Genomic DNA, 12,982 nt, shown 5'->3' with positions numbered 1-12,982 from the left:
AGAAGGGATGTTATTGAGTGATTATAAGTGATGAATTGTGAGTGATGAGTTGTGAGTTGTGATTAAAATATTGTCATGTAGTCTTTTAATCAAAAATGACATCATCTAGATATAAAATGCTTAATAGCAACATAATTATCTATTTTTAATAATCACTAATTCACTAACTCACTAACTCACTAACTAAACCACTAATTATTTTATCGCTACTGGTTTAGCGTAAAAGAAATCTGGACGAATATTTATCATGGCATAAAACCATGTTCCAGTTTTGTTAAAACTGGCCGCTGCAACATCGGTAGTAGCTTGTCCTTTAGCAAATGGCATATTGGCGGTTGCCATCATTACAGAATAGCCTAATTCAAGATTGGTAAACTTATTCATATTGTAATTCAATGTGAAATCTATCTCGTTACCTAAATCTGTCCCTACCAATGTCCCATCGGCCTTTGTCGTTGCTTTGTTTAAAGCAAATGTGTGAAAGTCAGCTCCCACTGTTAGCACATTCGTCGTGTATTTTGCTTTAAAATATCCATTATTCAAACCTCCAGCAGGCGAATTAGTACCTACATAAAAGTAATCCATATATCCCCAATGTTTGTGTGGTGTTCCGTATAATGGGTCAAAACGATTATTCTTTCCTGACGAGCCTTTATAATTGTTTGTCGCACTTGATCCATCGTTGCCCGAAAGCACATCATATCCTAATGTAAAGGCCCATCTACTTTTTTGATAAGTGGCTGCCAACGTATAGTGATAAGCATCCATGTCATTTCCTTCGCGGTCTTTGCCTGTTTGTCCGTAGTAGGCTCCTTGTAAAGCGATTTTTCCGAAACCAGAAGCATTACCAATGGTATGATTAATCATCAAACCATAAGTTGTACGGCTACGTGACTGGCTATAATCGAATACATCGCTAGCACCCGACGAAACAAATCTTCTTCCATACACATATCCTGTTGAGGCACTCCCTACAGAATCTAAGCGATAAGCACTGAAATCGTCTTGAAAGAATAAACCAGAAAACTTTGTTTGGTTAAACTTACGACTAATGTAAACACTTTTGAAAGACTGATAGTCTTGCGAGGCTCCATTGGTTGATGGAGGGTTTACCCATGCCAAAGCACCACCTGTTTTTACTGAATTTGCTCCGATTCCGCCACCTACTGTCAAAGGAATAATTCCTGCTGGTGTTGGCACTAAAACACCTGTTGATGTTCTGGTAGTAGCACTTAAGTTCGCTGGTACATAGCCTGTGCCAGTAACACCAAAAGCATCTGAGTTTTGATTATAAGCAAGCCCAATATCAAACTGCCAGCCGTGGTGTACACCTTTCAACAATACCATGTCGTGTCTACGACCTTGTTGTAACCAATCGAGGTTACCAATTAAACGAACATCATCATAAATCAATTCTTGGCGACCAATTTTGATACTCAATAAATCAACTAATTTAAATTTAATGGTTGTATCGGCTTTGTTAGCTAATGTTACTTCTGCCCAACCTTCATGAAGCATTAGTTTCAAACCATCTCCATTAGAGATAGAAGAAGCATCTTGCCCCCAAACACGCACATCTTGAATAGCAGCACCAAAGGTTACTCTATCCCATTTATAACCAAAGTTTAATCTTGTTCTTTGAGAAGTAAAAGCTGCCGATTTAGCATCGTTAGCGACTAAATTTCCCAATCCATTACGTACTTCTGTACGCGTTCTCATTTGCCCTTGCAAAGTGAATTGCGCTTTTGCGACAAATTGGGTATAAACACCCAAAATTAAGACTAATGCAAGCTTAGAAATGTAAGATTTTTTCATACTTTTGTGATTGATTGTGAAAAATTTTAACAGAGTTTACGCAATTTCGCCCGAATCGAGACCCCCATCTCATTCGGGTTTTTCTTTAATGTTGAGTCGATAGCCCCCACCATCAACTCAAAATTCTACTTATTTTAGAATGGTTAATTAATACAATATTTCAAAAAACGTTTCCTCAAAAATTTTGAGCGATTGTTTGCAAGCACGTACTGCTTGCAACATTGGTTTAAAGAGGATTAAGCAATTTCTAGGGTTTGTTCTGTTACTGGTAAAGTCTTTTTCTCGAATTTAATAAGTGCTGTTAATCCCCCAATCACCGCTACACTTATTCCAATATAAATGAATGCTTCTGCATAAGTAATGGTTTCTGACTTGAACAAAAACCCTGCTAATACACCGCCTAAATTTCCTCCTGCACCTACTATACCTGCTACCGAACCTACATTTTTTGAATCGATAAAAGGTACAATGGCATAAGTTGCTCCGTTAGCCATTTTCAAAAACATGGCAAAACCCAACATCGCTATTACGGCAAAACCTATTGAGCCTGTCTGAGCAAAAAGCATAATTCCTAAGCCTTCCATCACTAGCAAGCCTGCTAATAACCAGCCCTTGCCTTTCATTCCGTACACTTTCCCTACTTTATCTGCCACAATTCCACCGATGGCTCTGGCAAAAAGATTCATAAATCCGAATGCGCCAGCTAATAAACCTGCTGTTTTTAAATCGCATGAGAAGTTTTCAGTAAAATAAAGTGCTGCTACGTTATCAAATGTAATTTCGATACCAAAACAAGCACCGTATGCTAAAAACAAAATCCAAGTACGATAATCTGATGCTGCCGATGCGAAAGAGCCTTTTTGAACTGCTTCTCTTTCAATATTAGCGTAGTTGCCTGTAGGTGTATCCTGAGTGAATTTATAGTAAACAAAAGACATAATCAGCAAAATCACTCCCGGAATTATCATGGCAAATCTCCAAGCATTATGATTGGCATATCCTGCTCCGACAAAGGCCGCAAATACCAATGGCATTACCATATTGGTTACACCTCCACCAAGATTGCCCCAACCTCCAGCTACAGCGTTAGCTGTCCCTTTGATACTTGGTGCAAACATTGCTGAGGTGTGATATTGCGTAATGACGAACGATGCTCCAATGACACTAATGGCTAACCTAAAAAGCAAAAATGACTCATAACTATTTGCCAAACCGATGGTCATTACTGGTATAGAGCCTATGGCTAATAACCATGTATAAGTAAGTCTTGGCCCTAGTGTATCGCATAGGCGACCGATGATTAAACGTGCAAAAATAGTGGCAGATACTGAAGCAATAATGATGTTCCCGATTTGACCTTTTGTTAACCCTAAATCGTCTTTCACGATTTTCATTAAGGGTGCGATTCCAAACCAACCAAAGAAACAGAAAAAGAAAGTAAGCCAAGTAATGTGAAATGTTTGCATTTGAATGCCTTTGAAAGAAAATACATTCAAAGCATCAAGCGGCTTGTTTGTACTGATATTTTTCATAACCTTTTTTTAAAACAGAGAAATTATCTTCTTAAAAATTTCTCCGATTTGTAAAATCTATCGCCCCCACGATAGACTTTTTTCAACGGATGCTGAAGGGAAGAAAAAATTGTATTATGTAAAATTTTAACGTAAATAGAATATTTTTGGGTTTGTATCGAAAAAAGATAATACCCTTTCGCCACTACTTACTTTTCTTGTCTTGAAACAAGAAAAGTAACAAAAGAAATTCAAGAAATTCCGAATCGCATCGGCGAACCGACTCGCTTCGCTCAAACAGCGGAATTTCAGAAAAAACGTACAATACTCTTAATCTAAAATACTATCTGGTAATTTTTTTAGTAATTACTTTACAACACATTGATCACTAAACTTTTCGATAAATGAAGGGTGTAAACTCACCACTTCACCGATTACAATCACAGCAGGGTTTGATATTTGCTGTTCTTTCACAATTGGCATAATAGTAGATACTGTTCCAATAGCAAAATTTACATTTTCACGCGTACCATTCTGGATAATCGCTATGGGCGTTTCGCCTTTACCATTTTGTTGGAACAAGTCACAGATTTGATTCAGCTTACTCATTCCCATTAAAATCACTACCGTCGCACTTGACTTTGTTGCTAATGCTATATCTTTTGATAATTCTCCTGATTTTGTTGTTCCTGTTATTACCCAAAAACTTTCTGAAAAACCTCTTGTTGTTACTGGAATGCCGATGGAGGCTGGTGCGGCAATGGCCGATGTCACGCCTGATACTACTTCACATTCAATATTAAAATTCCGAGCATATTCTACTTCTTCAAAACCTCTTCCAAATACATACGGGTCTCCACCTTTCAACCTCACTACATGACCGTACTCTAAGGCCAAGCTTACTATTTTTTGATTAATCTCTTCTTGTGTATAAACATATTTCCCTAAGCGTTTTCCTACATAAATACGAAGTGCTTTAGGATGAGCAAACTCCAATAATTCTTCATTGGCAAGTGCATCATATAATACTACATCCGCCGATTTAATTGCACGAATACCCTTTACTGTAATAAGCTCTATGTCTCCGGGGCCGGCACCAATTAAAGTTAATCTTGGAATATTCATATTTTAGTATTTTATACCTGAACAATAATGATTATAAATACTTAGTTGTGATTTCGATACAAACATTGCATATAATTGTTAATAATCAAAATAAAAGTTTTAAAAATTATTAATTTTCTCAAAAAATTTGCAAAATCATAAAAAATAGGTTTAAATTTGAACACGAAATAAGCATTTTTACGTATTTTAATTAAAAATAGGTTTATATTTAAAGTGCAATTATTCATAATCATATTTTTTCTAAAAATAGTTATAAATACTCAATTTTGTAAAACACACCAACATCCTTGATATGATATAAAATAAATACTTAGTCAGCATCTACATAACTGAAAACATCAAAGCTTTTTGTATAAGTATTAATCATTAAAAGTATAAATCATAATCTTGTATCATTTATGAAAAAGAAAATTGTCGTAGTGGGGAACGGCATGGTCGGTTATAAGTTTTGCGAAAAACTTATTTCAAAAGATGTGTCTAAAAGTTTTGATTTGGTCGTTTTTGGCGAAGAGTCTCGCCCCGCTTACGACCGTGTACATTTGTCTGAATACTTCGCTGGTAAAACGGCTGATGATTTAACAATGGCACCAAGCAGTTGGTACACAGAAAATGGTATAACACTATACCTTTCCGACCCAGTTGTAGATATTGATAAAGATGAGCAAACGGTACGGTCGCACCATGGTATTGTAGTAAACTACGATTACTTGGTATTAGCCACTGGTTCTGCGGCATTTGTGCCACCCATACCGGGGGTAGAAAAAGATGGCGTATTTGTTTATAGAACCATTGAGGATTTGGATTTGATGCAAGCACATGCCAAAACTGCTAAAAAAGGAGCAGTAATTGGTGGTGGCTTATTGGGGCTAGAAGCCGCCAAGGCTTTATTAGATTTAGGTTTAGAGGAAACACATGTAATAGAATTTGCCCCAAGGCTGATGCCAAGGCAAATAGATGAAGCTGGTTCTAAAACTCTTCAAACAAAACTAGAAGCATTAGGATTACAGATTCATCTAAATAAAAATACTCAGGAAATTGTCGGAAATGGAATCATTGAAGGGATGGCATTTGCTGATGGTTCTAAGTTGGAGGTAGATATGTTGGTGATTTCAGCAGGAATTAAGCCTCGTGATGAAGTTGCCAAAATAGCAGGACTAGAAGTAGGTTCACGTGGAGGTATTATTGTCAATGATAAACTACAAACTTCCGATCCAAATATTTTTGCGATTGGCGAATGTGCTCTGGCACACCACATGATTTATGGATTGGTAGCGCCTGGTTACGAAATGGCCGAAGTTGTAGCAACGTCTATCATTGGTGGCGAAAAAGAGTTCAAGCCATTTGATATGTCGACTAAACTAAAATTAATTGGTATCGACGTAGCAAGTTTTGGTGATGCTTTTATTCAAGAGCCTAATGCCCAAACTATCGTATTTGAAAATACTGCCAAAGGTGTTTATAAGAGAATCAATATTTCAAACGATGGCAAGTATTTGTTAGGAGGAATTTTGGTAGGTGATGCCGAGCAATACAATATGTTGTTGCAAAACACTAAAAACAAGGTGCTTTTACCTGCCGACCCTGAAGATTTGATGTTGGGTTCAAGAGGCGGTGCAGAAAGTGCTAGTTCGGGAGTGATGGCTTTACCAGACGAAGCGTTGATTTGTTCATGTGAAGCCGTAACGAAAGGAAACATTTGTCACGAAATCATCGAGAATAAAGTAACTACGCTTGATGGCATCAAAAAATGTACAAAGGCGGGTACGGGTTGTGGTGGTTGTGTGCCAATGGTGAAAGACTTGATTAATGAAACGATGAAGTCGCAAGGTGTTTTTGTAAGAAATATTCTTTGCGAACATTTTGATTATACTCGCCAAGAATTATTCGACCTCGTTAAAATAAAAGGCTATAAAACCTATAATGATGTATTAGATCATTTGGGCAGGGGAGATGGTTGCGAAGTTTGTAAACCCGCGGTGGCATCTATCATTGCCAGTTTATGGAATGAGATGATTTTGGAAAGAGGCAATGCCACTGTTCAAGATTCAAACGACCGTTACTTAGCCAATATCCAGAAAAATGGTACGTACTCGGTAGTACCTAGAATTCCAGGGGGAGAAATTACGCCTGAGAAATTAATTGTAATCGGACAGGTAGCTCAGAAATACAACCTCTATACAAAAATTACGGGTGGACAAAGAATAGATTTATTCGGTGCGCACGTAAGTGATTTACCAGACATCTGGGAAGAGCTAGTGAATGCTGGTTTCGAGTCGGGTCATGCTTATGGGAAATCGTTGAGAACTGTCAAATCTTGCGTGGGTTCTACTTGGTGTCGTTTTGGCGTACAGGATGCCGTTTCATTTTCAATTGAGGTAGAAGAACGTTATCGTGGTTTGCGTTCGCCACACAAGCTAAAATCGGCTGTTTCTGGCTGTACACGTGAATGTGCCGAAGCGCAATCAAAAGACTTTGGGATTATCGCTACTGAGAAGGGATGGAATTTATATGTATGTGGGAATGGTGGTGTAAAACCTCGTCATGCTGAACTATTGGCTACTGATATTGATTCGGAAACTTGTTTAAAATACATCGACCGTTTCTTGATGTTCTATATCAAAACAGCTGAACCACTTACCCGAACTGCTCCGTGGCTGGACAAAATGGAAGGGGGCATTAATTATTTAAAATCCGTGGTGATTGATGATGCCCTTGGTATGAACAGCCAGTTTGAACAAGAAATGCAATTTTTGGTAGATGCTTATAAATGCGAATGGAAAGAAGTAGTAAACAGCCCAGAGCTACGTAAGCGTTTTACACACTTTGTGAATGCTCCTAAAATGAAAGACCCTTATGCTAGATTTGAGCCAATGCGTGAGCAAATCAAAGCAGCGGAGTGGAAGTAAATGAAGTTTAACGTTTTATGGGCTGATAAGTTCAAACAAACTTATTAAGCTCATTCAAACCTCAATCATACATATAACAATGATAGCAGAAGAAACAATAACTTGGCACGTAGCGTGCAATATTGAAGATATACCAGAAAACGGAGGAGCTTGTGCCCTTATTGAAGGCGAGCAAATAGCTATTTATAATTTTTCGCGTCGTGGTGAGTGGTATGCTACCCAAAACCAATGCCCACACCGCCAACAAATGGCTCTTTCGAGGGGAATGATAGGCTCAACAGGGGCAAATAATGAACCGAAAGTAGCTTGTCCTTTTCATAAAAAAACGTTCTCGTTACAAACAGGAGAATGCTTGAGTGGAGATGAATACACGATTAAAACTTACCCTGTGAAAATAGCAGACGGGCAAGTGTATGTTGGGGTATAGTATCGAAGATTTTACAAATTGATATTCGCAAAAACTTGCAAAATATCAATTTGTAAAATTTCAATACATGATTTTTCAAAGAAAATTTTTCAACAATCTCATAATCAACAAATTACTTGAAAACTATAAATGATTTTTTCCGAAAGTTTGGTATATTTCAAGTTATGAAGCCACTTGATAGTCAAATTTTCAACAGACTCACTCGCCTCTATGTGATTGCCCTCACGATGGTGGCGTTGCTGTCTATGTCTGGACAAATTATTATTCAAGTATTTCTGAATTCGTTGATTGATGATTCACATGTGGTGAATATTGCAGGGAGACAACGGATGTTGAGCCAGCGGCTTTCTAAAACGGCTATTTTGTTGTGTCGACCAGATATTTTTCAGGCTGATGCTGAGCATTATTCACAAGATATTAAGGAAATTATTACCTTATGGAAGCAAAGCCACGAGGGTCTAAAGAATAAAAACCTAACAACAGACGGCAAAGCATATACAGTAAGGAATAGCCCAGTGATTGATAGTATGTTCAGAGAGATAGACCCTATCTTTCAGACCATACTCACGAATGCGCAATTAATCAGCGAGCATATCGATAAACCTGTGGCGAATCAGGACGAAGCGATGAAAGCTGCTTTGAATCAAGTATTGGTGAACGAAAGACTTTTCTTGAAAATGATGAACAAAATCGTTTTTCAGTACGATTTAGAATCAAGATCAAGGGTTGATTTGACCAAAAACATAGAGCTGTTTTTATTCCTTGTTTTATTTAGTATTCTTATTTTGGAAGGAATCATCATCTTCCGTCCGATTGCTAATTATATTCGAATTGTCATTAAAAAACTGACGGACTCTGAAAGTGAATTACGCCTAACCAATGAAAGGCTTCTACAAACCCAACAGGCTTTAGTGCAAGCAACTGAAGAGAAATTCAAACTACAACTAGCAGAAGAGAAGGTTCGTTCGGCATCATTGATGGAAGGGCAGGAAATGGAGCGTAAAAGATTAGCCCGCGAATTGCACGATGGCATCGGGCAAATGTTAACGGGTTTAAGATTGCATGGTGAAAAAGTAAAAAGCTTTTCATTCATTAATCCTAAGCAGGATAAATCGTTTGAAGAATTACAAAAACTAATTCAAGAAACCATTGAAGCCACCCGAACAGTAGCTTTCAACTTAGCACCCTCTGTGTTAAGTGATTTTGGCGTTACGCCTGCTATCCGAATTTTAACGGAACAGGTAGCCAAAATGTCGGGAATTAGTATTGAATTTCAAGAGAAAAAAATACAACGCTTACCAGAAAATTTGGAAGTGTGTCTTTATAGAATTACCCAAGAGGCGATTCATAATGCAGTAAAATATTCAAAGTCGGAAAAAATACAAGTAGAAATAGCGGAGAATGAGGGTTCTATTCGATTGACTATTTCTGACAATGGCATTGGTTTCGACTTACCAGCTATCCGAAAAACGTTGGGTGGTAGTGGTTTAAAAAATATGCAAACAAGGGCCGAATTGTTGAATGGCTCGTGCAAAATACAATCAAAAGTAGGAAGAGGAACAAACATCATTGTGAGTATTCCTATTGGAGTAAACAACAAACTAACTAGCAAACGGAAAAAAAATACCGAAAGGGTAGCGTAAGAGAGAGGTTGAATATCTTAAAAAAAATTAATAAATTCATATTCTCAAGCATTACTTAAATTTTGGTACTAAGTATTTTTAAAAACTTTATCTTTAAAAATCACTGTCTGTATATAATCAATTAAAAATTATGAACCCAATTACCGTATTATTAGCAGATGACCACGACGTTGTCAGGAAAGGCATGAAAATGCTGTTGGAAGACGAAGAAAGTGTTAAAGTAATCGGAGAAGCGTCTGATGGGCTAGATGCTATCGAGAAAATAAAAGCTTTGTCGCCAAATGTAGTGATTCTGGATTTGACGATGCCCAAAATGACTGGTATAGAAGCAGCAAAAATTATTTCGGAAGAATATCCCGAAGTAAAAATCCTTATATTCTCAATGCACAACAACCGTGAATATATTATTAATTCGGTTGAAAATGGGGCAAGTGGTTATTTATTAAAAGATACTGGCAAAGACGAACTTATGCGGGCCATTAATGTGGTAGCTGAAGGAAGAAAGTATTTTCCACCTGAAATTTCAGAGGTCATTATCGACGAACTGCTTTCTAAAACTTCTGGAAACCAACCAGATACTAGCAGACCAATATTCCAAAAAATTACTCCGAAAGAAAAACAAATTCTTGAACATATTGTACAAGGCTATAATAGCCGAGAAATTGCCGATAAGTTGTTTTTAAGTATTCGTACGGTTGATAACCACCGTGCTAATATGATGAAGAAAACAAAAGCCAAAAACACAGCTGATTTAGTGAAGATGGCTATTGGCTAGTTATCGCTTTAAATACGACAAGCGTTTGTTTTCGTCCATTCGTTCAATGGCATAACGCAACATGGTTCTTGGCATTTTTGTGAGGTGTTCTTCCAAAAATTCTTCCAAAGCCAACTCATCTCGTTTACCAATCTCACGTAACATCCATCCACAGGCCTTGTGCATCAAGTCGTGTGGATGTGTGAGAAAAAGCTCTGATAGTCGGAAACAGTCTAAAAATTGCCCTTTTCTGATAAAAGCCATTGTAGAAACTACAGCTATTCTTTCAGTCCACAAATGCTTACTATTGGCTAAATCATACAATACCTGTCGGTCTTTATCCAATAGATACACGCCTAATATTTTATAGCACGAACAATCTACCAAATCCCAATTATTGATTTTAGGGAGATTATTCAAATAGAAATCAACTATTTCTGTCCTTTTCTCTTCATTTGCCTTCTCGAATTGTTCTACCAGTATCATCAATCCTGTAAACCTAAATTCGTGGATGTCATCATTTAGCAAAAGCTGTATATCGGCCAGACTAATTGTTTTCCAGAACTCTTTTACCAACGAACGGACTTCTGGATTAGTAATACCGATAAAAATATCGCCTTCGCCATATTGTCCTTTTCCTGTTTTGAAGAAACGAGCCGTTTGTATAGCCCTTTCAGGTTTAGCGAGGTTCAAGAGTGCTTGTTTTAGCTTTACTAACATGGCTAGAATCTATTATTACAATTTTACTGACATTATTAAAAGGGACTATTTCGGTAGATTTGGTTTTGGGATAATACAAAAAAATGAAATTACTCGTAGTTCCCACCAGTGTTGGAAATGAATCTTTTATCGTCTGTGGCCCTGAATTATAATATATTTGTACAGTTTGACCTTTTCCTGCTTTTATTTCTTTGCTTTTATAGCGTGCATAAATATAAGCCGACTCGGGAATATATAATAGCAATACCATCATATAGCTCCAGAAATAATAACTCCCTGTTTGTTTAAACCATCTAGTCCAAAATTTTTCTTCTTGTCTAATAAAAAATTTGGGGAACTTAATCATCAACCATTTATTTAGGTAGTAAATAGAAACGATTAAAATGACCGTCATTATAGTAAATAGCAAATAAAAGGGGTCTTTGAATGCAATTAGGATAAAATCACTTACTTGTGAATAATCTAAAATATTAATATCAAATATCAGAAAATAAGCACCACTAAAAATCATTCCGATAGCCGTCAAAAGCAAATAACTTACCGAAAAGAACAGTGTTTTATCATTTTCAAAGACCTTGAATAGGTTTTTTACTTTCTCTTCAAACTCTGTATGGGCTATAATAGTTTTTGATGGTGTTGGTATCATTTAGTTAAATTTTATTCCGAAACTAACATTTTTATTATCTTCTTCCTCTTCTCGGGTCTTCTCGTTTGGTTTTGCCAAAAGCCTTTTTACGAGCATCCTTTCCTGAAGATATGTGTAGTTTTTTATTTTTAACTTCCTTTTGTTTTGCTTTTACTTTATGGTCTTTCTTCTCATGGAAAGCCCCTTTGAAATCTGGGTCTTCGCGTTTTTTCTGCTCATCTATTTCACGCAACATAATCTGTTTTTCAACAAATGGTGTTTGCAATACTTCTAGCTCGGCAGGTAGTGGTTCACGAGGTATCGGCATTTTAATAATCTTCTCTATTTTACCAATATGATATTCCTCCGCTTCTGTCATGAAAGTGATAGCTTCGCCTTTGTTGTTTGCACGACCTGTACGACCAATACGGTGTACATAATCTTCATAAATTAAAGGCACATCAAAATTCACTACATGGCTTACCATCTGAATATCAATTCCTCGAGCTGCCACATCGGTTGCTACCAATACCTGAATGTTTCCTTCCTTGAAGTCTTCCATCGAGTTTATTCTGGTATTTTGCCCCTTGTTGGCATGAATCACCCTAATTTTGTTTTCTCCAACTACTTTTCTACCTAAGTATTTAAAAATATTATCGGCAATCTCTTTACTTCTGCAAAAAATAATTGTTCTGTTAAATGTTTCGTGGTCACGCATCAACATACCCAACAGGTTAATTTTGGTCATGAAGTTGGGCACTTCAAACAAACGCTGTTTTACCATATCTGCTGTAGTAGCTTGCGGGCTCACTTCAACTTTATGCGGAAATTCAAGAAATTCGTGTGAAAGGTTCTCTACTCGTGGTGGAAAAGTAGCCGAAAACAATAGGTTTTGTCTCTTCTTCGAAGGGATTACCTCTAAAATCTTACGGATTTGTGGCATAAAGCCCATATCCATCATTTTATCAGCTTCGTCTAATACCAATGTTTTTAATTCTTTTACGCCAATCTCGCCTTTTAGGTATAAATCCATAAATCTACCAGGTGTAGCAATCACGATATCCACACCTGCTTGTAAGGCTTCTATCTGCGTTTTAGGTCCTAATCCACCAAATAAAGCGATATGACGAATATCTGTATATTTGGCCAATTGTTTTACGGCTTCATCTATTTGCATCACCAGTTCGCGGGTAGGAGCAAGGATTAATACACGCATCATTTTGCCTTGGGCATACTTTACCTTCATCAGGATGGGTAATAGATAAGCAGCTGTTTTTCCTGTACCTGTTTGGGCAATTCCTAGTACATCGTGCCCACCCATTACTAATGGAATAGCTTGCTCTTGAATAGGCGTAGGTGCTTGATAGCCAGCTTCTTCGATGGCATTATATAATTGGCGATTGAGTTGAAAATCTTCGAATGTCATAATTTGTAAACGTTAACTGTCGTCAGCTTT

The 12,982-nt window shown here is 37.2% G+C and carries 10 protein-coding genes; 4 read left to right on the top strand and 6 right to left on the bottom strand.

The window, feature by feature from the left end:
- Positions 1-195 precede the first annotated feature (195 nt).
- The 3 genes from J2Y60_RS22325 to cobA all read right to left on the bottom strand — a co-directional run bounded on the left by J2Y60_RS22325 (position 196) and on the right by cobA (position 4,451).
- Entirely contained in the window at positions 196-1,815 is a 1,620-nt protein-coding gene (locus J2Y60_RS22325; protein WP_309923691.1) for a hypothetical protein, read from the bottom strand.
- A gap of 236 nt (positions 1,816-2,051) precedes the next feature.
- Positions 2,052-3,347 carry an MFS transporter gene (locus J2Y60_RS22320; protein ID WP_309923688.1) on the bottom strand — a complete coding sequence of 432 codons (1,296 nt, stop codon included), beginning with the start codon at positions 3,345-3,347 and terminating at the stop codon, positions 2,052-2,054.
- A 345-nt stretch (positions 3,348-3,692) separates the two neighbouring features.
- Positions 3,693-4,451 carry a uroporphyrinogen-III C-methyltransferase gene (gene cobA / locus J2Y60_RS22315; protein WP_309923686.1) on the bottom strand — a complete coding sequence of 253 codons (759 nt, stop codon included), beginning with the start codon at positions 4,449-4,451 and terminating at the stop codon, positions 3,693-3,695.
- Positions 4,452-4,849: 398 nt separating this feature from the next.
- Between cobA and nirB the strand changes: the two genes are divergently transcribed.
- From nirB to J2Y60_RS22295, 4 genes are all read left to right on the top strand, one after another.
- Positions 4,850-7,357, top strand: coding sequence for a nitrite reductase large subunit NirB (gene nirB, locus J2Y60_RS22310; RefSeq protein WP_309923684.1), 2,508 nt, complete (start codon positions 4,850-4,852; stop codon positions 7,355-7,357).
- Between the two features lie 79 nt (positions 7,358-7,436).
- Positions 7,437-7,784: a nitrite reductase small subunit NirD gene (gene nirD / locus J2Y60_RS22305; protein ID WP_309923682.1), complete on the top strand. Its 348-nt coding sequence runs from the start codon at positions 7,437-7,439 to the stop codon at positions 7,782-7,784.
- Positions 7,785-7,948: 164 nt separating this feature from the next.
- On the top strand, positions 7,949-9,427 hold the full coding sequence (locus tag J2Y60_RS22300) for an ATP-binding protein (RefSeq protein ID WP_309923680.1): 1,479 nt from the start codon (positions 7,949-7,951) through the stop codon (positions 9,425-9,427).
- Between the two features lie 130 nt (positions 9,428-9,557).
- A complete protein-coding gene (locus J2Y60_RS22295; RefSeq protein ID WP_309923678.1) occupies positions 9,558-10,202 on the top strand; it encodes a response regulator transcription factor in 645 nt (214 codons plus the stop codon).
- Here the strand turns inward: J2Y60_RS22295 and J2Y60_RS22290 are convergent, their stop codons facing one another.
- Genes J2Y60_RS22290 through J2Y60_RS22280 form a run of 3 tightly spaced genes read right to left on the bottom strand, consistent with a single transcriptional unit; the run spans position 10,203 to position 12,952 of the window.
- Positions 10,203-10,901, bottom strand: a complete 699-nt coding sequence (locus tag J2Y60_RS22290) for a DNA alkylation repair protein (protein WP_309923676.1) — start codon at positions 10,899-10,901, stop codon at positions 10,203-10,205.
- On the bottom strand, positions 10,861-11,547 hold the full coding sequence (locus J2Y60_RS22285) for a hypothetical protein (RefSeq protein WP_309923674.1): 687 nt from the start codon (positions 11,545-11,547) through the stop codon (positions 10,861-10,863). The genes J2Y60_RS22290 and J2Y60_RS22285 overlap by 41 nt, the downstream gene beginning before the upstream one ends.
- A 34-nt stretch (positions 11,548-11,581) precedes the next feature.
- Positions 11,582-12,952: a DEAD/DEAH box helicase gene (locus J2Y60_RS22280; protein ID WP_309923672.1), complete on the bottom strand. Its 1,371-nt coding sequence runs from the start codon at positions 12,950-12,952 to the stop codon at positions 11,582-11,584.
- Positions 12,953-12,982 lie beyond the last annotated feature (30 nt).

It is taken from the genome of Arcicella sp. BE140 (genome assembly GCF_031456255.1).
GTDB classification, from domain to species: domain Bacteria; phylum Bacteroidota; class Bacteroidia; order Cytophagales; family Spirosomataceae; genus Arcicella; species Arcicella aquatica.
The sequence above is the reverse complement of the archived record's forward strand: the minus strand, read 5'-3'. Positions and strand labels throughout refer to the sequence as shown.